Consider the following 19866-nt stretch of genomic DNA (forward strand, 5'->3'; position numbering starts at 1 on the left):
TCAGTTCAGCTTGGATGCAGCGACATGCTTGAGCAGCGCATCGACCGAGGTATGCATCACGTCGGTGAAGGGCTTCGGATAGATACCCATCCAGATCACCGCCACGGCCAGCACGGCCATCATCAGGAATTCGCGGGCGTTCAGGTCTCGCAGTTCGCGCACATGGTCGTTGCCAATGGCGCCGAAGAACACGCGCTTGTACATCCACAACGAATAGGCCGCGCCGAAGATCAGGGCCGTGGCTGCCACCGCGCCGATCCAGAAGTTGAACTGCACGCTGCCCAGAATCACCATCCACTCGCCGACGAATCCGCCGGTGGCCGGCAGGCCGCAGTTGGCCATCGTGAACAGCATCGCGAAGGCCGCGAACTTGGGCATGGTGTTGACCACGCCGCCATAGGCCGCGATCTCGCGCGAATGGACGCGGTCATAGAGCACGCCGATGGACAGGAACATCGCACCCGAGACAAAGCCGTGCGAGATCATCTGCACCAGCCCGCCGGACACACCCAACTCGTTGAAGATGAAGAAGCCCAGTGTGACGAAGCCCATGTGGGCGATCGACGAATAGGCGACCAGCTTCTTCATGTCCTTCTGCACCAGGGCCACCAGGCCAATGTAGACCACGGCGATCAGGCTCAGCGCGATGATGAACCAGGCATGCTCGCGGCTGGCGTCCGGGGCGATGGGCATCGAGAAGCGCAGGAAGCCATAGGCACCCAGCTTCAGCATGATGGCGGCCAGGACGACCGAGCCGCCAGTGGGCGCCTCGACGTGGGCGTCGGGCAGCCAGGTGTGCACCGGCCACATCGGCACCTTGACGGCGAAGGCGGCGAAGAAGGCGAAGAACAGCAGCGTCTGCGCCGGCATGGCCAACGGCAGCTTGTGCCAGTCCAGGATCTCGAAGCTGCCACCCGACTGGAAGTACAGATAGATCAGCGCGATCAGCATCAACAGCGAACCGGCCAGCGTGTAGAGGAAGAACTTGAACGCCGCATAGACGCGGTTCGGCCCGCCCCAGACGCCGATGATGATGTACATCGGTATCAGCGTGGCCTCGAAGAACACATAGAACAGCAGACCGTCCAGCGCCGAGAACACGCCGACCATCAGACCCGACAGGATCAGGAAGGCGCCCATGTACTGGTTGACGCGCTCGGTGATCACCTCCCAGGCGGCAATCACCACGATGATGGTGATGAAGGCCGTCAGCGGCACGAACCACAGCGAGATGCCGTCCACGCCGAGGTGGTAGTGCACATTGAAGCGGGCAATCCAGGCCAGCTTCTCGCTGAACTGCATGGCCGCCGTGGCGTTGTCAAAACCGGTGATCAGCGGCAGGGTGACCAGGAAACTGGCCAGCGCCGCGATCAGTGCGACCCAGCGCACGGCCTTGGCCTGATCATCGCGGCCGAGGGCCAGCAAGAGCAGACCGGACGCGATAGGCAACCAGATGGCAAGACTCAACAAACCCATTCTTATTCTCCGCCCGAGTAGTGGCTCAAGATCAAAGACCCAGGAAGGTCTTGAGGTTGAGGTAGGGCCACAGTTGCCAGGTCATCAAACCGATGACACCAAGAATCATGACCAGCGCGTACCAGTACAGATAGCCGCTCTGGAACAGTCGCACCAGGCCGGCCACATTGCCGATACCGCGTGCCGAGCCATTGATGATCAGACCGTCGATCAGGCCCTGGTCGCCGCCCTTCCAAAGGCCGGTGCCCAGCAGGCGGGTGCCCGCGGCGAGTACGTTCTCGTTGAACCAGTCCAGGTAGTACTTGTTGTCCAGCAGCTTGTAGATCGGGCCTGAGGCGTTCTTGATCGCCGCCGGAATGGCCGGCTTGACCATATAGAACAGATAGGCGGTAACCACGCCGCCCAGGGCCAGCCAGAACGGCAGTGTCATCAGACCGTGCGTGGCCATGGCCACCGCACCGTGGAAGCCTTCGGACAGCTCCTTCATGGCCGGATGCAGGGTGGTGTTGACGACGATGGCGTCCTTGAAGAAGTCGCCGAACAGCATGGGCTGAATCGTCAGATAGCCGATCACCACCGAGGGGATCGCCAGCAGCACCAGCGGCGCCGTCACCACCCAGGGCGACTCATGGGGGTCATGGTGTTCGCCGTGGTCGTCGTGATGGTCGTGCTCGCCCGGGAAGGGCTTGTGATGGAAGCGCTCCTTGCCATGGAAGACCAGGAAGTACATGCGGAACGAGTAGAAGGCGGTGACGAACACGCCTACGACCACCGCCCAGTAGGCCCACTGCGCGGCCGGCAGGTGGCTGGCGTGCACGGCCTCGATGATGGAGTCCTTCGAATAGAAGCCCGAGAACAGCGGCGTGCCGATCAGGGCCAGCGAGCCCAAGAGCGACGTGATCCAGGTGATGGGCATGTACTTGCGCAGGCCGCCCATATTGCGGATGTCCTGGTCATGGTGCATACCGATGATGACCGAGCCGGCGCCGAGGAACAGCAGGGCCTTGAAGAAGGCGTGCGTCATCAGATGGAAAACGGCCACCGAGTAGGCCGAGGCGCCCAGCGCCACCGTCATATAGCCCAGCTGCGACAGGGTCGAGTAGGCGACGACGCGCTTAATGTCGTTCTGAATGATGCCCAGAAAGCCCATGAACAAGGCCGTGATCGCGCCTATCACCAGCACGAAGTTCAGCGCGGTGTCGCTCAGCTCGAATAGCGGGCTCATGCGGGCGACCATGAAGATGCCGGCCGTCACCATGGTGGCGGCGTGGATCAGCGCCGAAATCGGGGTCGGGCCCTCCATCGAGTCGGGCAGCCAGACGTGCAGCGGGAACTGGGCGCTCTTGCCCATCGCGCCGATGAACAGGCAGATGCAGGTCACGGTGATCAGCATCCACTCCCCACCCCATAGCGGCATGTCGAAGCTCAGCTTGGCCAGCTCGGGCGCCTTGGCGAAGGCCTCGGCGTAGCTCAAGGTGCCGGCATAGGCAACGATCAGGCCGATGCCCAGGATGAAGCCGAAGTCACCGACGCGGTTGACCAGGAAGGCCTTCATATTGGCGAAGATCGCCGTCGGCTTGGTGTACCAGAAGCCGATCAGCAGATACGACACTAGCCCCACCGCTTCCCAGCCAAAGAACAGCTGCAGGAAGTTGTTGCTCATCACCAGCATCAGCATGCTGAAGGTGAACAGCGAGATGTAGCTGAAGAAGCGCTGGTAGCCGGGGTCCTCTTCCATGTAGCCGACGGTGTAGATGTGCACCATCAGCGACACAAAGGTCACCACGCACATCATCATTGCCGTCAGGCCATCGACCAGGAAGCCGATTTCCATCTTCAGGCTGCCGACGCTCATCCACTCATAGATGGTGGCATTGAAGCGGGCGCCGTCCTGGACCACACTCCACAGTGTCATGGCCGACAGGATGAAGGCGATGGCGACGCCCAGGATGGTGACGGTGTGCGCGCCGCGGCGGCCCACCTGCTTGCCGAAGAGCCCGGCGACGATGGCGCCAACCAGCGGTGCCATCGGCACCGCGAGCAGCATGTTCTGTGAAAGTTGTGCAGACATGTTCTTGTGCGCCTCGCTCAGCCCTTGAGGGAGTCGAGTTCATCGACATTGATGGTGGAACGGTTGCGGAACAGCACGACCAGAATGGCCAGGCCGATGGCCGACTCCGCCGCCGCCACGGTGAGGATGAAGAAGACGAAGATCTGACCGGCCATGTCGCCCAGGTAGTGCGAGAAAGCGACGAAGTTCAGGTTCACCGCCAGCAGCATCAGCTCGATGGCCATCAGCAGCACGATCAGGTTTTTGCGGTTCAGGAAGATGCCAATCACCGACAGCGCGAACAGGATCGCACCCAAGGTCAGGAAATGGCCCAGTGTCAAAGCGCCCATATCACGCGGCTCCCTTGTTCGATGCGTCGGGAGCGGCAGGAGCATCGGGAGCCTCCACCACGGACTTCATCTTGATGATCTTCAGGCGGTCGCCCTTCTTCACCTTGACCTGATCGGCCGGGTTCATCGCGCGCGAGTCCTTGCGTTTGCGCAGGGTCAGGGCGATGGCGGCGATGATGCCCACCAGCAGCAGCACGGCAGCGATCTGCAGCGGGTACAGGTAGTTGGTGTACAGGTCGATGCCCAGCAGCTTGGTGTTGCCCAGCTTTTGCGCCGCTGCACTCAGGGTCGGCGCCTCGGTCAGGCGGAAACCACCCATCAGGATGGCAGCCATCTCCAGCGCAATCAGCGCGCCGACGATGCCGGCCAGTGGCAGATGCTTCCAGAAGCCCTGGCGGATGCTGTCGGTGTTGATGTCCAGCATCATCACGACAAACAGAAACAGCACCATCACGGCCCCGATATAGACCAACACCAGGGTGATGGCCAGGAACTCGGCCTTCAGCAGCATCCAGATGCAGGAGGCAGTGAAGAAGGCCAGTATCAGGAACAGCGCCGAGTGCACGGTGCTGCGCGCCGTGATGACGCGAAACGACGCCAGCAAGAGCACGGCGGAGAAAACATAGAACAGCGCGGTCGTGGTATCCATAGGTTTCCAGCAAGCGGACGGTGATCAGGCAGGCGCCCGATCAGCGGTACTTGGCGTCGGCCTCCTTTTCGGCGGCGATCTTCGGCTCGTAGCGGTCACCGACGGCCAGCAGCATGTCCTTGGTGAAGTACAGATCACCGCGCTTTTCGCCGTGGTACTCGAAGATGCTGGTTTCGACGATCGAATCGACGGGGCAGCTCTCTTCGCAGAAGCCGCAGAAGATGCACTTGGTCAGGTCGATGTCGTAGCGGGTGGTGCGGCGCGAGCCGTCGTCACGCACTTCCGACTCGATGGTGATTGCCATCGCCGGGCATACCGCCTCGCACAGCTTGCAGGCGATGCAGCGCTCTTCGCCGTTCTCGTAGCGGCGTAGCGCATGCAGGCCGCGGAAGCGCGGCGACAGCGGCGTCTTCTCTTCCGGGAACTGCACCGTGATGTTGGGCGACAGGAAATGCCGGCCGGTCAAGAGCATGCCCTTGAACAGCTCGGTGAGCATGAAGCTCTGCACAAAGTGCTTGAAGGAGGTCACTGCGGACATAGGAAGATCTCTCTCACTTCCAGATGTTGAACGGGGACTGAATCCACAGGCCCACGACGACCAGCCAGACCAGCGTGACCGGAATGAAGATCTTCCAGCCCAGACGCATGATCTGGTCATAGCGGAAGCGCGGGAACGTGGCACGCACCCACAGGAAGGTCGTCACGACGACAAAGGTCTTGATGCCGAGCCAGATCCAGCCAGGGATGAAGCCCAGGAAGTCGAACGGTGGCAGCCAGCCGCCCAGGAACAGGGTCACGGCCAGGATGGAGACCAGGATCATGTTCGCGTATTCGGCCAGGAAGAACATCGCGAAGGCCATGCCCGAGTACTCGATCATGTGACCGGCGACGATTTCCGACTCGCCTTCGACCACGTCGAACGGGTGGCGGTTGGTTTCGGCCAGACCCGAGATGAAGTAGACGACGAAGATGGGCAGCAACGGCAGCCAGTTCCAGGACAGGAAGCTCAGGCCCATGTCGGCGAACATGCCCTTGCCCTGGCCGAGCACGATCTCGCTCATATTCATCGTGCCGGCGACCATCAGCACCACGACCAGGCAGAAGCCCATCGCGATTTCATAGCTGACCATCTGTGCCGAGGCGCGCAGCGCGCCCAGGAAAGCGTACTTCGAGTTCGAGGCCCAGCCGGCAATGATCACGCCATAGACCTCCAGCGAGGTGATGGCCATCAGGAACAGCAGACCGGCGTTGATATTGGACAGCGCCACTTCCGGGCCGAAGGGGATCACCACCCAGGCGGCCAGCGCCGGCATGATGGTCATCACCGGGCCGAGGAAGAACAGGCCCTTGTTGGCCGCCGTCGGAACAATGATCTCCTTGAAGATCAACTTCACCGCGTCGGCGATCGGAGTCAGCAGACCAAAGGGGCCGACACGGTTGGGGCCGGGACGGATCTGCGACCAGCCGATGGCCTTGCGTTCCCAGAGGGTCAGATAAGCCACGCAGCCCATCAGGGGTGCTACCAGGACCACGATCTTGATCAGGTTCCAGACCACGGGCCAGAAGCCGCCCAGCAGCGAAGATCCGAATTGATTCAGGCTGTCTATCATCGTCACACCTTGGCGATCGAGAGTTCGCCGAACATCGCACCGAGTGCGGCGGTGGCTGCAAGGCCGGCGGGCACACGCACCGTGTTGGCAGGCAGGGCCGCGTCATGGCGGGCGGGCAGTTGCACCGAGGCGCCGTCTTGTGTGACCGCGACCTTGTCGCCGTCCTGCAGGCCCAAGCTCGTCCACAGTGCGGTCGGCAGGCCGGCCACGGCGGCGTTCCTGGCATCGGCGGTCAGCTGCAGCGAAGTGGCATGGCGCACCAGCGCGTCGGTGCTGTAGATGGGCACGTCGGCGATGCGCTCGATGCCGCTGGCTGCGGCGCCGACGCTGATCGCGGCCTGCGTCGTGTTGTCCAGACGCGCACTCATGTCCATGTCCACACCCAGCGCGGCACTGCGCACCTGCTCCGAGGTCTCGAAGTCGAAGTTCGGCAGGCCCAGCATCGTGCCCAGCACGCGCAAGACCTTCCAGGCCGGACGGGTCTCGCCCTGAGGCTTGACGACACCGACGAAGCTCTGCACGCGGCCCTCGGCATTGACGAAGCTGCCCGAGGTCTCGGTGAACGGCGCGATCGGCAGCAGCACATCGGCCTGTTCGAAGCCGGTCTTGAAGGCGCTGAACATCACGACCATATCGGCCTTGGCCACGCCTTGCAGCGCAGCGGCGGTGTTGGCCGTGTCGAACTGCGGATCGACGTTGAGCAGCAGCGCGGCCTTCAGCGGCGAGGCGGCGGACAGCATATGGCCGGCATTCAGACCGCCCTGCCCCGGTAGCGCCTTGACCAGCTGCGCGCCGACCGTGTTGGCGGCGGCGCTCAGATAGCCGACCGTCGCGCCGGTTTGTGCGGCGATCCAGTTGGCCAGCGCCAGCAGGCTGGCGGCCTGCGGGTGCTGCGCGGCGGCGTTGCCCAGGAGCACGGCCTTTCGCTGACCGGACAGCAGCGAGGCGGCAATCGCCTGCGCCTGTTCGGTTGCGGTGCCGGCGGCCGGAGCCGTTGCGCCATTGCTTTGTGCAATCGCGGTCGCGATATCGGCCAGGGCCTGCACCCAGGCGCTGGGCGCCACGGTGACGCGCTGCGCCACGTTCATCAGCCAGTCGTCCTCGGTCGCGTGAACGCTGTGGATCTTGGCGCCATGGCGGGCTGCCTGACGCAGGCGCTGGGCAAACAGCGGATGGTCCTTGCGCAGGAAGGAGCCGATCACCAGCACGCGGTCCAGCTGCGACAGCGAGGCCACCGAGCGGCCCAGCCATTGCGCCTTGCCCGCAGGTGCGGCGTTGCTGAAGTCAGCGGCATGGGTGCGGAAGTCGATGTTCTCGCTGCCCAGGCCACGCACCAGCGCGGCCAACAGGTGCAGCTCTTCGACGGTGCTGTGTGCAGAGGCTATCGCGCCTATGCTGGCCGCGCCATGCTGCGTCTTGATCTGCTTCAGGCCGTTGGCAACGTACTCCAGCGCCGCCGTCCAGTTGACTTCCTTCCACAGGCCGCCCTGCTTGACCATAGGCTGAGTCAGGCGCTGGTCGCTGTTCAGGGCCTCGTAGGAGAAGCGGTCGCGATCGGCGATCCAGCACTCGTTGACGTCTTCGTTCTCCAGCGGCACGACGCGCATCACCCGGTTGTTCTTGACCTGGGCGATCAGGTTGGCGCCGGTCGAGTCGTGCGGGCTGACGGTCTTGCGGCGCGACAGCTCCCAGGTGCGGGCGCTGTAGCGGAAGGGCTTGCTTGTGAGCGCGCCTACCGGGCAGATGTCGATCATATTGCCCGACAGTTCGGAGTCCACCGAGCGGCCGACAAAGGTCTGGATCTCGGCGTGCTCGCCGCGGCTGGTCATGCCCAGCTCCATCACGCCGGCAATCTCCTGGCCGAAACGAACGCAGCGCGTGCAGTGGATGCAGCGGCTCATTTCTTCCATTGACACCAGCGGGCCGATGTTCTTGTGGAACACGACGCGCTTTTCTTCGGTGTAGCGCGAGCTGCTGCCACCATAGCCGACGGCCAGATCCTGCAGCTGGCATTCGCCGCCCTGGTCGCAGATCGGGCAGTCCAGCGGGTGGTTGATGAGCAGGAACTCCATCACGCCCTGCTGGGCCTTGATGGCCTTCTCGCTCTTGGTGCGCACGATCATGCCCTGCGTCACCGGCGTGGCGCAGGCCGGCATCGGCTTGGGCGCCTTCTCCACGTCCACCAGGCACATGCGGCAGTTGGCGGCAATCGAGAGCTTCTTGTGATAGCAGAAATGCGGCACATAGGTGCCGGCGTTTTCGGCCGCATGCATGATCATGCTGCCTTCCAACACTTGCACTTTCTTGCCGTCGAGTTCAATTTCAACCATAGCTAGTCCAGGCCTCAATCCGTTGCGTCGTCAGGCCGCCACGAGGGCCGTCTTGTGTTCGATCAGGTGCACAAACTCGTGCTTGAAATGCTTGATCATGGCCCGCACCGGCATTGCCGCTGCGTCGCCCAGCGCGCAGATCGTGCGGCCCTGGATGTTGTCGGCCACCGAGTTCAGCAGGTCTATGTCTTCCATGCGTCCATGGCCATTGGCAATGCGCTCGACCATGCGGTACATCCAGCCCGTGCCTTCGCGGCAGGGCGTGCACTGACCACAGGACTCGTGCATATAGAAGTAGCTCAGGCGCAGCAGGCTCTTGACCATGCAGCGGGTGTCGTCCATCACGATCACGGCGCCCGAGCCCAGCATCGAGCCGGCCTTGGCGATGGAGTCATAGTCCATCGTGCACTCCATCATGATGGAGGCCGGCAGCACCGGCGACGAGGAACCACCGGGGATCACCGCCTTCAGGGTGCGGCCCTTGCGCACACCGCCGGCGAGCTTCAGCAGCTCGGAGAACGGCAGGCCCATGGGCACTTCGTAGTTGCCGGGGCGCTCGACGTCACCCGAGACCGAATAGATCTTGGTGCCGCCGTTGTTGGGTTTGCCGATTTCCAGGTACTGCTGGCCACCGTTGCGGATGATCCAGGGCACCGCGGCAAAGGTCTCGGTGTTGTTGATCGTCGTCGGCTTGCCGTACAGGCCGAAGCTGGCCGGGAACGGTGGCTTGAAGCGCGGCTGGCCCTTCTTGCCTTCGAGCGATTCGAGCAGCGCCGTCTCTTCGCCGCAGATATAGGCGCCGAAGCCGTGGAAGGCGTGCAACTGGAAGTTGAATCCGCTGCCGAAGAGGTTGTCACCGAGGAAGCCGGCGGCGCGGGCCTCTTCCAGCGCCGCCTCGAAGCGGTCATAGGCCTCGAAGATCTCGCCGTGGATGTAGTTGTAGCCGACCGAGATGCCCATCGCGTAGGCGGCGATGGCCATGCCCTCGATCACGATATGCGGGTTGAACATCAGGATGTCGCGGTCCTTGCAAGTACCGGGCTCGCCTTCGTCCGAGTTGCAGACCAGGTACTTCTGGCCCGGGAACTGGCGCGGCATGAAGCTCCACTTCAGGCCGGTCGGGAAGCCCGCACCGCCACGGCCACGCAGGCCCGAGGTCTTGACCTCGGCAATGACCTGGTCCTGGGTCATGCCCTCGCCACCGTCACCCTTCAAGATCTTGCGCAGCGCCTCGTAGCCGCCGCGGGCGACATAGTCTTTCAGCGACCAGTTCTTGCCGTCCAGGCCGGCATAGATCTGCGCGCCGACATGGCGGTCATGGAAACAGGTCTCGGCGCCCGTGGCCTGAAATTTGGAGAGATCCAACATCGTCATGGTCCCGATCAGGCGTTGGCGTTGGTCTTGAGCAGGTCCAGCAGCTCGTCCAGCCGCTGTTCGCTCATGAAGCTGCACATCTGGCGGTCGTTGACCAGCAGCACCGGCGAATCGGCGCAGGCGCCCAGGCATTCGCTCTTCTGCACGGTGAACAGGCCGTCGGCGGTGGTGCCCCCCTCTTCGATGCCCAGCTTGCTGCACACATGGTCCAGTGCCGTCTGGCCGTCACGCAGCTGGCAAGGTAGGTTGGTGCAGACGTTGAGCTTGAACTTGCCCACCGGCCGCTGGTTGTACATGTTGTAGAAGGTCGTGACCTCGTGCACGGCGATCGGCGCAACGCCGATATAGGCCGCGATCGCGTCTTCGCTCTCGCGCGACACGAAGCCCTGCTCCTGCTGCACGATGGACAGGCAGGCCATCACCGCCGAGATGCGCTGGTCGGCCGGGTACTTGGCGACCTCGCGATCAAAGCGAGCGCGGGTGGCGTCGGAAAGAATGTAGTCGGTACTCATCGCTGATCCATTAACGATCGATCTCACCGAACACGATGTCCATCGTGCCGATCACGGCGACTGCGTCGGCAATCATGTGGCCGCGGGCCATCTCGTCCAACGCCGCCAGGTGCGAGAAGCCAGGGGCGCGGATCTTCAGTCGGTACGGCTTGTTCGCACCATCGCTGACGATGTAGATGCCGAACTCGCCCTTGGGATGCTCGACGGCGGCGTAGGCCTGGCCTTCGGGCACGTGGAAGCCTTCGGTGAAGAGCTTGAAGTGGTGGATCAGCTCTTCCATATTCGACTTCATGTCGACACGCGAAGGCGGCGCCACCTTATGGTTGTCCGTGATCACCGGGCCGGGGTTGGCCTTCAACCAGGTCACGCACTGCTGGATGATGCGGTTGGACTGGCGCATCTCCTCGACGCGCACCAGATAGCGGTCGTAGGTGTCGCCGTTGGTACCCACCGGCACGTCGAAGTCCATCTTGTCATAGACCTCGTAGGGCTGCGTCTTGCGCAGGTCCCAGGCAATGCCAGAGCCACGCAGCATCGGGCCGCTGAAGCCCAGGTTCAGTGCGCGCTCAGGCGTGACCGTGCCGATGCCGACGGTGCGCTGCTTCCAGATGCGGTTGTCGGTCAGCAGGGTCTCGTAGTCGTCGACGTTTTTCGGGAAGCGCTTGCAGAAGTCCTCGATGAAGTCCAGCAGCGAGCCCGAGCGGTTCTCGTTCAGGCGTGCGATCGTCTTGGCGTTCTTGATCTTGCTGACCTGATACTGCGGCATGCTGTCCGGCAGGTCGCGGTAGACACCGCCCGGGCGGAAGTAGGCCGCATGCATGCGCGCACCGGACACCGCCTCGTACATATCGAACAGATCTTCCCGCTCGCGGAAGCAGTAGATCAGGATGTTCATCGCGCCGCAGTCGATGCCGTGCGCACCCAGCCACAGCAGATGGTTCAGCAGACGCGTGATCTCGGAGAACATCACGCGGATGTACTGCGCGCGCAGCGGCACATCAACGCCGATCAGCTTTTCGATCGCCAGGCAGTAGGCATGCTCGTTGGACATCATCGACACATAGTCGAGACGGTCCATATAGGGCAGCGACTGGATGAAGGTCTTGCTCTCGGCCAGCTTCTCGGTGGCGCGGTGCAACAGGCCGATATGCGGGTCGGCGCGCTGAATGACCTCGCCATCGAGCTCAAGCACCAGGCGCAGCACGCCGTGTGCGGCCGGGTGCTGGGGACCGAAGTTCAGGGTGTAGTTCTTGATATCAGCCATAGAAGCCTCAGGCAGCGCGCAATGCGCGGTGGCCGGAAATACCTTGGGAAGCGGGACGCGGCAGCTTTGCCATCTCAGTGCAGACCGCCGTAGTTGTCTTCACGGATGATGCGCGGCGTGATCTCGCGCGGCTCGATGGTGACGGGCTGGTAGATGACGCGCTTCTGCTCGGCGTCATAGCGCATCTCCACATGGCCGGTGGTCGGGAAGTCCTTGCGCATCGGGTGGCCGATGAAGCCGTAGTCAGTCAGGATGCGGCGCAGGTCTTCGTGGCCGTCAAAGATGATGCCGAACATGTCGAAGGCTTCGCGCTCGAACCAGCTGGCCGAGTTCCACACCGGGGTCAGCGCATCGACGCGTGGCAGATCGTCTTCCGGGCAGTTGACGACGAGGCGCAGGCGCCAGTTCTTGCTGATGGACAGCAGATGCGAAACCACGGCAAAGCGTGGCCCCTCGTGCAGGCCATCTTTATAGGTGCTGTAGTCCAGACCGCACAGGTCTATCAACTGCTCGAAGCGCAGTTCGGGATGGTCGCGCAGGGTGGTGGCCACCTCGGTGTAGTCCTTGGCGGCGACGGTCAGGGTCAACTCGCCCAGGGCGCTGGTCAACGACCGGATGCGCTCACCGAGCAGGGTCTGCAGCGCTTGCTGGAGGGTGTCTAGTTTGCTCATCTGTGCCAGCCTTCAGCGCGCGATCGTGTTTTCACGGCGGATCTTGGCCTGCAGCTGCAGGATGCCGTAGAGCAGTGCTTCCGCGGTGGGCGGGCAGCCGGGCACGTACACATCAACCGGCACGATGCGGTCGCAGCCGCGTACGACCGAATAACTGTAGTGGTAGTAGCCGCCGCCGTTGGCGCAGGAGCCCATCGAGAGCACCCAGCGCGGCTCGGCCATCTGGTCATAGACCTTGCGCAGCGCCGGCGCCATCTTGTTGCACAGCGTGCCTGCAACAATCATCAGGTCGGACTGCCGGGGACTCGGGCGGAACAGCATGCCGAAGCGGTCGATGTCATAGCGGGCGGCACCCGCATGCATCATCTCGACGGCGCAGCAGGCCAGGCCGAAGGTCATTGGCCACAGTGAGCCGGTCTTGGACCAGTTGATCAGCGTGTCCACCGAGGTGGTGACAAAGCCTTCTTTGAGAACGCCTTCAATACCCATATTTATTCCAATCTGCAACAGCGCGCTGCGGGCCGAGCGCCGGGCCGCTCCCAAGCCGGCCCGCATCCCCTCGGGGGATCGGCCAATGTATCCATCGGACGAGGGGCTTCATTTATTCCCAGTCGAGGGCGCCTTTTTTCCACTCGTAGATGAAACCCACGACCAGAATGCCCAGAAAAACCATCATCGCCCAGAAGCCAGTGGCACCGATTTCGCGCAGCGACACCGCCCACGGAAACAGGAAGGCAATTTCCAGGTCAAACAAGATGAATAGGATGGCGACGAGGTAGTAGCGCACGTCGAACTTCATGCGCGCGTCTTCGAAGGCTTCGAAGCCGCACTCGTAAGGCGAGTTTTTGGCAGCGTCGGGACGGTTGGGGCCGAAGATGAAGCCCAGCACCTGGGGCGCAATACCGACCGCCGTGCCGACCAGGATGAAGAGGATGACAGGCAGGTACTGGTCCAGATTCATGGGGAATGCTCTTTTTTGGCGTTGGCTAGAACTTCAATCATCCGGCGCGGCCCGCGCACAGTGCCCAGGACTTGAACCCATCAAGCGCAACGGGCGCGCCGCCAACGCCCATTATGGTCGCTTGCGGCTTACGCCCGCTTGTCTCCCGCTACGCCTTTTTGATGGACGTCATGACCGGGCGCTGCACTTGAACCGCAACAGCAAGGCGCCGGATCAGGCCCTTGCGTGCGCTTGCTCAGAATTTCGAAACTGGTGCCGTCGGCGAGACTCGAACTCGCACAGCTTTCGCCACTACCCCCTCAAGATAGCGTGTCTACCAATTTCACCACGACGGCATTTTTGAGTGCTTGAAGCGCATGAGGCTGGCGTTTCAAACAGCCTCGTATTCTAGACCGAAATTACCCTAGGTCCGGGCACTTTCCTCTGAAATATGCGCTGAATCTCCGGGCTGTCTCTGTAGTGCAGCAGGCAGTTACTTGGAGGCGGCGGGAGCAGGCGCGGGTACGCTCGGCAGGGCACCCGGAATGGCACCCGGCACCGTGCTGCCCACCGCACTGGCGGCAGCCGGTGCACTGGCTGCTGGCGCGGCCTTGTCGAGGATAGAACTGGACTCACCTGTCGTGGTCATCAGGTGACTGCCGAAATAGGCCATGGCCAAGGTGCAGGCAAAGAAGAGCGTGGCAGCCACGGCCGTGCTGCGCGACAGAAAATTCGCGCTGCCGGTGGCGCCGAACAGGCTGCCCGAAGCGCCGCTGCCGAAGGACGCACCCATGTCGGCGCCCTTGCCGTGCTGGATCAACACCAGGCCAATCATGGTCAGCGCGCTCAGCATTTGCACGATCAGCACCAGGTTCATCAAGATCTGCATTTCAACTCACTCCAAGTTCAATATTCAGTGTTGGCGCGCCCAGGGGGTCACGCCAGTCATTTGTTGTGTTGGCCGATCAGCCGGCAGCCCGGCAGATGGCGCTGAAGTCGGCTGCCTTCAAGGCTGCACCGCCGATCAGGCCGCCGTCGATGTCGGGCTGGCCAAACAGGCTGACGGCGTTGTCGGGCTTGACGCTGCCGCCATACAGGATGCGCATCGCATCCGACTTTTGCGTCGCGGCATGCAGTTGCATGCGCAGCACGGCATGCACCGCCTGAGCCTCTTCCGGCGAGGCCGTCAGGCCTGTGCCAATGGCCCAGACCGGCTCATAGGCCAGCACGATCTCGCCGATGCAATGCGTCAGCGTGTGGATCACGGCAGCCAGCTGGCGCTTGACCACCGCCTCGGTCTGGCCGGCCTCGCGCTCGGCGCGGGTCTCGCCGACACAGACGATGGGCGTCACACCATGGGCCAGCGCGGCCTTGGCCTTGTCGGCCACCAACTGGTCGCTTTCATGATGGAAGGCGCGGCGCTCCGAGTGGCCGACGATCACATAGCGGCAGCCGACATCGGCCAGCATCGCCGCCGACACCTCGCCGGTGTAAGCGCCCTGCTCATGCGCCGAGCAATCCTGGGCGCCGAAGCTCATGGCCTGGCCGGTCAGGGCCAGCGCGGTTTCGGTGATGTACGGAAACGGCACGCAGACGGCCACATCGGCATTCCACGGACCGGCCTCGCGCAGACCCGACAGCAGGGCTGCATTGCTGGCCCGCGAGCCATGCATCTTCCAGTTGCCAACCACCAATTTCTTGCGCATGTTCATACTCTCCGGGATTTCATGGCCAGGTGAGCACGATCTTGCCGACATGCTCGCCCGACTCCATCAATTCATGCGCCTGGGCCGCTTGCGCAGCCGGCATCGTCTTGTAAACCACGGGCTTGATGACGCGCTGGTCCAGCAAGGGCCAGACCCGCGTGCGCAGCGATTGCGCCAACGCAGCCTTGAAGGCCAGGCTGCGCGGACGCAGGGTCGAGCCGGTGATGGTCAGACGTCGGCGCAACAGCAGGCCGGCATCCAAATTGGCCTGCACCCCGCCCTGCACCGCGATGACGACGATGCGGCCATCCTCGGCCAGGCATTGCACGCCGCGCTCGATATAGGAGCCCGCCACCATGTCCAGGATCACATTGACGCCACGACCCTCGGTCAGACGCAAGGCCTCCTCGCGAAAGTCCTGCGTCTTGTAGTTGATCGCCGCGTCGGCGCCCAGCTCCAGGCAGGCCTGGCACTTGGCATCGCTGCCGGCCGTGACGATGACCGTCGCGCCAAAGGCCTTGCCCAGCTGGATGGCGGTGACGCCGATGCCGCTGGTGCCACCGTGGATCAGCAGCGTTTCGCCGGGCAGCAACCGCACCCGCTCGAACACATTCGACCAGACGGTGAAGAAGGTCTCGGGCAGGCTGGCCGCCTCGACGTCGCTGAAGCCCGTGGGCACCGGCAGGCACTGCGCAATCGGTGCCGTGCACAGCTCGGCATAACCGCCGCCGGCGACCAGCGCACAGACGCGGTCACCGAGCTTGAAGCCGGCCGCCGCCAACGCCGCCTCATCACCGTCGATGATCTCGCCGGCAATCTCCAGCCCGGGCAGGTCGCTAGCCCCGGGGGGGCTGGCATACATGCCCTTGCGCTGCAGCACGTCCGGGCGGTTCACGCCCGACGCGCGCACGCGCACCAGCACCTCCCCTGCCCCGGCAACGGGGTCGGGTCGGGTGGCGAGTTGCAGCACCTCGGGGGCGCCAAAGCGGGTGATTTCTATCGCTTGCATGGAAGGCTTCCAGGGGTGAGGACCGCAGCCCTCACCCAGTCGGCTTACTGCTGTTCCGGGCGGTCCAGCAGCGCCTTCATCGACAGCTTGACGCGGCCCTTCTCGTCGGTCTCCAGCACCTTGACTTTGACCACTTGCCCTTCGGTCAGGAAGTCGGTGACCTTCTCGACGCGCTGGTGCGCGATCTGGCTGATGTGCAGCAGGCCGTCCTTGCCGGGCAGCAGGTTGATCAGTGCGCCGAAGTCCAGAATCTTGACGACCGGGCCTTCGTAGATCTTGCCCACTTCGACTTCGGCCGTGATCTGCTCGATCTTCAGCTTGGCCAGGTCGGCCATGGCGCTGTCGGTCGAGGCGATCGTGATCGTGCCGTCTTCGGCGATGTCGATCTGCGTGCCGGTCTCTTCGGTCAGCGCGCGAATCACCGCTCCACCCTTGCCGATCACATCACGGATCTTTTCCGGATTGATCTTCATCGTGTACAGGCGGGGTGCGAACTCCGACACCTCGGTCTTGGCGACACTCATCGCCTCCACCATCTTCGACAGGATGTGCAGGCGCGCTTCCTTGGCTTGTGCCAGTGCGACCTGCATGATTTCCTTGGTGATGCCCTGGATCTTGATGTCCATCTGCAGGGCGGTCACGCCGGTGGTCGTGCCGGCCACCTTGAAGTCCATGTCACCCAGATGATCTTCATCGCCCAGGATGTCGGTCAGCACGGCGAAGCGGTTCGCGTCCTTGATCAGGCCCATGGCGATGCCGGCCACGTGTGCCTTCAAAGGCACGCCGGCGTCCATCAAGGCCAGGCAGCCGCCGCAGACCGAAGCCATCGACGAGGAGCCATTGGACTCGGTGATTTCCGAGACCACGCGCATTGCGTAGGGGAACTCGGCACGGTCCGGCAGCACGGCGACCAGCGCGCGCTTGGCCAGGCGGCCGTGGCCGATTTCGCGGCGCTTCGGGCTACCGACACGACCCGTTTCGCCGGTGGCGAACGGAGGCATGTTGTAGTGCAGCATGAAGTGCTCGGTGAACTCGCCGGCCAGCGCGTCGATGCGCTGTGCATCGCGCTCGGTACCCAGGGTCGCAGCGACCAGGGCCTGGGTTTCACCACGGGTGAACAGCGACGAGCCGTGGGCGCGCGGCAGCACGCTGTTGCGGATCTCGATGGCACGCACGGTGCGCGTGTCGCGACCGTCGATGCGGGGCTCGCCGGCCAGGATCTGGCTGCGCACGATGCGCGCCTCGATCTCGAACAGCAGGCTTTCGACTTCGACCTTGTCGAAGGCAACACCCTCGGCGCTCAGCGCGGCGAACACCGAAGCGTTGGCGGCGCGGCAGGCCTGCGTGCGGGCTTGCTTGGAGCGGATCTGGTAGGCGGCGCGCAGCGCTTCCTCGGCCAGGCCGTTGACCTTGGCGATGAAGGCTTCGTCCTTGGCAGGCGCCTTCCAGTCCCAGGCCGGCTTGCCGGCATCACGCACCAGGTCATTGATCGCGGCAATGGCGATATTGCCCTGCTCGTGACCGAACACCACACCGCCGAGCATGATTTCTTCGCTCAGTTGGTCGGCTTCGGACTCGACCATCAGCACGGCAGCTTCGGTGCCGGCGACGATCAGGTCCAGCTTCGATTCCTTCAGCTGAGTCTGGCTGGGATTCAGCACATAGGCGCCGTTGATGTAGCCCACGCGGGCAGCACCGATGGGGCCATTGAACGGAATGCCCGAGATCGCCAGCGCGGCACTCGATGCAATCAAAGACACGATGTCGGCCTGCACCTCAGGGTTCAACGACAGCACGTGGATCACCACTTGCACTTCGTTGTAGAAACCTTCCGGGAACAGCGGGCGGATCGGGCGGTCGATCAGGCGCGAGGTCAGGGTTTCCAGTTCGCTCGGGCGGCCTTCACGCTTGAAGAAGCTGCCGGGGATCTTGCCGGCGGCATAGGTCTTCTCGAGGTAGTCGACGGTCAGCGGGAAGAAGTCCTGGCCGGCCTTGGCTTCGGTCTTGGCAACCACGGTGGCCAGCACCATCGTGCCATCGACATTGGCGACCACGGCGCCGGAAGCTTGACGGGCGACTTCGCCGGTCTCAAGGGTGACGCTGTGCTCGCCCCATTGGAAGGTCTTGGTGACTTTGTTGAACATGCTCATTGTCGTTTCTCCGTTTGTATCAAGTGCCTTGGGGCGGCAACTCAAGCCCGGAACAGCGACAGAAGGCGAGATGCCATTCCAGCGAAATTAGCGTGCGCGGCGGGGCACGAAACGTCGGTGGAATGACACATCAGCGCCGATATCCGTCGAGTTTTCCAAAAACAAAGAGCCTGTGCTGGAGCATCCAGACAGGCTCTTCTTGTTCATCTTGAACTTACTTGCGCAGGCCGAGTTTCTGGATCAGCGCGGTGTAGCGCGATGCGTCCTTCGACTTCAGGTAAGCCAGCAGGCTCTTGCGCTGATTGACCATCTTCAGCAGACCGCGGCGACCGTGGTGGTCCTTCAGGTGGGTCTTGAAGTGAGGGGTCAGGTCGTTGATGCGGGCCGTCAGAATGGCGACTTGCACTTCGGGCGAACCGGTGTCGCCAGCGCTGCGCGCATTGTCTTTGACGATTTGTGCCTTGTTCAGGTCAGCTACTGCCATGAGGATTTCCTTTATTGGCGGAAAAGCCGCACGGTGGCGCTGCCACTCGAACGGTTTCCAGTTGAACTTGCGGTTACGGGTGAAACCGACCCATACCGTGCTACTACATCGACGCCCATCTCCAGGCGAAGCTGCGAATTATATATCAAGTACGCTGCGCAGGCGGGTCACACCCTGATCGAGCCGCGCCGGGTCGCGCGAGGCAAAGCACCAGCGCAGCCAGCCTTCGCTCTCGGCACCAAAGGCCGCGCCCGGCGCCAGCCCCAATCCTGCCTCGCTGACCAGGCGCTTGGCCATGGCCAGCGAGTCGGACTCGCCCGCGATGCGGAAGAAGGCATACATGCCACCCAGCGGCGTGGCCACCTCGACACCGGGCATCGCCGCCAACGCCGGCAGAAGCCGATCCCGGCAAGCCTGCATCCGCGCGCGCAGTTCCGGCACAAAGCGATCCGCCTGGGCCAGACCCGCCAGCGCGCCGCGCTGCACGAACACCGGCGCGCAGGAGGTGTTGTATTCGATCAGCTTGCCCATTGCGTCCAGCAGCTCGGCCGGCAGCACCATCCAGCCCAGGCGCCAGCCGGTCATCAGAAAGCTCTTCGAGAAGCTGTGCACGACGATCAGCCGGTCCTGCGGGTCGGCGATGTCCAGAAAGCTCGGCGCAGTGCGGGCGCCTTCCGGGTAGTACAGGCGCTCGTAAACCTCGTCGGCGATGATCCAGGTGCCGGTGCGGCGGCAGTGCTCCAGCAGGGCCTGCTGCTCGTCGCGGGTCAGGGTCCAGCCGGTCGGGTTGTTCGGGGCATTGACGATCAGGGCGCGGGTCTGCGGCGTGATCGCGGCCAGCAGCTCGTCCAGATCCAGCGTCCAGGCGCCCTGCTTCGGATGCAGCGAAACACGCTTGACGTTGGCGCCCAGGATGGCCGGCTGGGCGGTCAGATTGGGCCAGATAGGCACCACTGCCACGACCTCGTCACCGGCGTCCAGCAGGGCCTGCATCGCCAGCATCAGCGCGCTGACGCCCGAGGACGTGACGGCGATGCGGTCGATGCCGACGGGGCGGTGCAAGGCACTGGTGTAGTCTGCCAGCGCCTGGCGCAACTCGGGCAGGCCCAGGTTGTGGGCGTAGAACGTTTCACCGCGCTGCAGCGAGGCGGTGGCGGCCTCGACGACGAAGTCCGGTGTCGGCTCATCGCTCTCGCCGAACCAGAAGGCCAGCACATCGTTGCGGCCCATCGCCGAATTGGCGACCTCGCGAATCTTGGAGCCTGGGAGTTGCTGGATCACGCTGCGCATG

At 63.3% G+C, this 19866-nt stretch carries 19 protein-coding genes and 1 tRNA gene; all 20 read right to left on the reverse strand.

The window, feature by feature from the left end; translation table 11 throughout:
* The 20 genes from DES47_RS04455 to DES47_RS04550 all read right to left on the reverse strand — a co-directional run bounded on the left by DES47_RS04455 (position 1) and on the right by DES47_RS04550 (position 19865).
* Positions 1-1476, reverse strand: coding sequence for an NADH-quinone oxidoreductase subunit M (locus DES47_RS04455; RefSeq protein ID WP_133699425.1), 1476 nt, complete (start codon positions 1474-1476; stop codon positions 1-3).
* A 31-nt stretch (positions 1477-1507) separates the two neighbouring features.
* On the reverse strand, positions 1508-3547 hold the full coding sequence (nuoL, locus tag DES47_RS04460) for an NADH-quinone oxidoreductase subunit L (protein WP_133699426.1): 2040 nt from the start codon (positions 3545-3547) through the stop codon (positions 1508-1510).
* A 17-nt stretch (positions 3548-3564) separates the two neighbouring features.
* Positions 3565-3876, reverse strand: coding sequence for an NADH-quinone oxidoreductase subunit NuoK (nuoK, locus tag DES47_RS04465; RefSeq protein ID WP_133699427.1), 312 nt, complete (start codon positions 3874-3876; stop codon positions 3565-3567).
* A gap of 1 nt (position 3877) precedes the next feature.
* Complete coding sequence (locus DES47_RS04470) at positions 3878-4525, reverse strand: NADH-quinone oxidoreductase subunit J (RefSeq protein ID WP_133699428.1); 648 nt, start codon at positions 4523-4525, stop codon at positions 3878-3880.
* 40 nt (positions 4526-4565) lie between these two features.
* Positions 4566-5063 (reverse strand): NADH-quinone oxidoreductase subunit NuoI, encoded by a 498-nt coding sequence (gene nuoI, locus DES47_RS04475; RefSeq protein WP_133699429.1) that lies wholly within the window; start codon positions 5061-5063, stop codon positions 4566-4568.
* 13 nt (positions 5064-5076) lie between these two features.
* Positions 5077-6135: an NADH-quinone oxidoreductase subunit NuoH gene (nuoH, locus tag DES47_RS04480; RefSeq protein ID WP_133699430.1), complete on the reverse strand. Its 1059-nt coding sequence runs from the start codon at positions 6133-6135 to the stop codon at positions 5077-5079.
* 2 nt (positions 6136-6137) lie between these two features.
* On the reverse strand, positions 6138-8465 hold the full coding sequence (gene nuoG / locus DES47_RS04485; RefSeq protein WP_133699431.1) for an NADH-quinone oxidoreductase subunit NuoG: 2328 nt from the start codon (positions 8463-8465) through the stop codon (positions 6138-6140).
* A gap of 30 nt (positions 8466-8495) precedes the next feature.
* Positions 8496-9833, reverse strand: coding sequence for an NADH-quinone oxidoreductase subunit NuoF (gene nuoF / locus DES47_RS04490; protein ID WP_208114918.1), 1338 nt, complete (start codon positions 9831-9833; stop codon positions 8496-8498).
* Positions 9834-9847: 14 nt separating this feature from the next.
* On the reverse strand, positions 9848-10351 hold the full coding sequence (locus DES47_RS04495) for an NADH-quinone oxidoreductase subunit NuoE family protein (protein ID WP_133699433.1): 504 nt from the start codon (positions 10349-10351) through the stop codon (positions 9848-9850).
* Between the two features lie 10 nt (positions 10352-10361).
* On the reverse strand, positions 10362-11615 hold the full coding sequence (locus DES47_RS04500) for an NADH-quinone oxidoreductase subunit D (protein WP_133699434.1): 1254 nt from the start codon (positions 11613-11615) through the stop codon (positions 10362-10364).
* A gap of 74 nt (positions 11616-11689) precedes the next feature.
* Positions 11690-12286: an NADH-quinone oxidoreductase subunit C gene (locus DES47_RS04505; protein WP_133699435.1), complete on the reverse strand. Its 597-nt coding sequence runs from the start codon at positions 12284-12286 to the stop codon at positions 11690-11692.
* A gap of 12 nt (positions 12287-12298) precedes the next feature.
* Positions 12299-12775, reverse strand: a complete 477-nt coding sequence (locus DES47_RS04510) for a NuoB/complex I 20 kDa subunit family protein (RefSeq protein WP_047484384.1) — start codon at positions 12773-12775, stop codon at positions 12299-12301.
* A 112-nt stretch (positions 12776-12887) separates the two neighbouring features.
* On the reverse strand, positions 12888-13247 hold the full coding sequence (locus DES47_RS04515) for an NADH-quinone oxidoreductase subunit A (protein WP_133699436.1): 360 nt from the start codon (positions 13245-13247) through the stop codon (positions 12888-12890).
* Positions 13248-13497: 250 nt separating this feature from the next.
* Positions 13498-13582: transfer RNA gene (locus DES47_RS04520), tRNA-Leu, on the reverse strand.
* Positions 13583-13719: 137 nt separating this feature from the next.
* Positions 13720-14115 carry a preprotein translocase subunit SecG gene (secG, locus tag DES47_RS04525; RefSeq protein ID WP_133699437.1) on the reverse strand — a complete coding sequence of 132 codons (396 nt, stop codon included), beginning with the start codon at positions 14113-14115 and terminating at the stop codon, positions 13720-13722.
* Positions 14116-14191: 76 nt separating this feature from the next.
* Entirely contained in the window at positions 14192-14932 is a 741-nt protein-coding gene (gene tpiA / locus DES47_RS04530) for a triose-phosphate isomerase (RefSeq protein ID WP_133699438.1), read from the reverse strand.
* Positions 14933-14951: 19 nt separating this feature from the next.
* The gene (locus DES47_RS04535; protein WP_133699439.1) at positions 14952-15941 is read right to left on the reverse strand and encodes an NAD(P)H-quinone oxidoreductase; all 990 of its coding nucleotides are present in this window, start codon (positions 15939-15941) and stop codon (positions 14952-14954) included.
* 44 nt (positions 15942-15985) lie between these two features.
* The gene (gene pnp / locus DES47_RS04540; protein WP_133699440.1) at positions 15986-18091 is read right to left on the reverse strand and encodes a polyribonucleotide nucleotidyltransferase; all 2106 of its coding nucleotides are present in this window, start codon (positions 18089-18091) and stop codon (positions 15986-15988) included.
* 214 nt (positions 18092-18305) lie between these two features.
* Entirely contained in the window at positions 18306-18575 is a 270-nt protein-coding gene (gene rpsO, locus DES47_RS04545) for a 30S ribosomal protein S15 (RefSeq protein WP_133699441.1), read from the reverse strand.
* Between the two features lie 138 nt (positions 18576-18713).
* The gene (locus DES47_RS04550) at positions 18714-19865 is read right to left on the reverse strand and encodes a pyridoxal phosphate-dependent aminotransferase (RefSeq protein ID WP_133699442.1); all 1152 of its coding nucleotides are present in this window, start codon (positions 19863-19865) and stop codon (positions 18714-18716) included.
* Position 19866 lies beyond the last annotated feature (1 nt).

The organism is Roseateles toxinivorans (genome assembly GCF_004362525.1).
GTDB lineage: Bacteria > Pseudomonadota > Gammaproteobacteria > Burkholderiales > Burkholderiaceae_C > Paucibacter > Paucibacter toxinivorans.

Excerpts from the sequence above, each read along its gene's own strand:
- DES47_RS04455 (WP_133699425.1), bottom strand. The coding sequence starts at position 1,476 with ATGGGTTTGTTGAGTCTTGCCATCTGGTTGCCTATCGCGTCCGGTCTG.
- nuoL (WP_133699426.1), bottom strand. The coding sequence starts at position 3,547 with ATGTCTGCACAACTTTCACAGAACATGCTGCTCGCGGTGCCGATGGCA.
- nuoK (WP_133699427.1), bottom strand. The coding sequence starts at position 3,876 with ATGGGCGCTTTGACACTGGGCCATTTCCTGACCTTGGGTGCGATCCTG.
- DES47_RS04470 (WP_133699428.1), bottom strand. The coding sequence starts at position 4,525 with ATGGATACCACGACCGCGCTGTTCTATGTTTTCTCCGCCGTGCTCTTG.
- nuoI (WP_133699429.1), bottom strand. The coding sequence starts at position 5,063 with ATGTCCGCAGTGACCTCCTTCAAGCACTTTGTGCAGAGCTTCATGCTC.
- nuoH (WP_133699430.1), bottom strand. The coding sequence starts at position 6,135 with ATGATAGACAGCCTGAATCAATTCGGATCTTCGCTGCTGGGCGGCTTC.
- nuoG (WP_133699431.1), bottom strand. The coding sequence starts at position 8,465 with ATGGTTGAAATTGAACTCGACGGCAAGAAAGTGCAAGTGTTGGAAGGC.
- nuoF (WP_208114918.1), bottom strand. The coding sequence starts at position 9,833 with ATGTTGGATCTCTCCAAATTTCAGGCCACGGGCGCCGAGACCTGTTTC.
- DES47_RS04495 (WP_133699433.1), bottom strand. The coding sequence starts at position 10,351 with ATGAGTACCGACTACATTCTTTCCGACGCCACCCGCGCTCGCTTTGAT.
- DES47_RS04500 (WP_133699434.1), bottom strand. The coding sequence starts at position 11,615 with ATGGCTGATATCAAGAACTACACCCTGAACTTCGGTCCCCAGCACCCG.
- DES47_RS04505 (WP_133699435.1), bottom strand. The coding sequence starts at position 12,286 with ATGAGCAAACTAGACACCCTCCAGCAAGCGCTGCAGACCCTGCTCGGT.
- DES47_RS04510 (WP_047484384.1), bottom strand. The coding sequence starts at position 12,775 with ATGGGTATTGAAGGCGTTCTCAAAGAAGGCTTTGTCACCACCTCGGTG.
- DES47_RS04515 (WP_133699436.1), bottom strand. The coding sequence starts at position 13,247 with ATGAATCTGGACCAGTACCTGCCTGTCATCCTCTTCATCCTGGTCGGC.
- secG (WP_133699437.1), bottom strand. The coding sequence starts at position 14,115 with ATGCAGATCTTGATGAACCTGGTGCTGATCGTGCAAATGCTGAGCGCG.
- tpiA (WP_133699438.1), bottom strand. The coding sequence starts at position 14,932 with ATGCGCAAGAAATTGGTGGTTGGCAACTGGAAGATGCATGGCTCGCGG.
- DES47_RS04535 (WP_133699439.1), bottom strand. The coding sequence starts at position 15,941 with ATGCAAGCGATAGAAATCACCCGCTTTGGCGCCCCCGAGGTGCTGCAA.
- pnp (WP_133699440.1), bottom strand. The coding sequence starts at position 18,091 with ATGAGCATGTTCAACAAAGTCACCAAGACCTTCCAATGGGGCGAGCAC.
- rpsO (WP_133699441.1), bottom strand. The coding sequence starts at position 18,575 with ATGGCAGTAGCTGACCTGAACAAGGCACAAATCGTCAAAGACAATGCG.
- DES47_RS04550 (WP_133699442.1), bottom strand. The coding sequence starts at position 19,865 with ATGCGCAGCGTGATCCAGCAACTCCCAGGCTCCAAGATTCGCGAGGTC.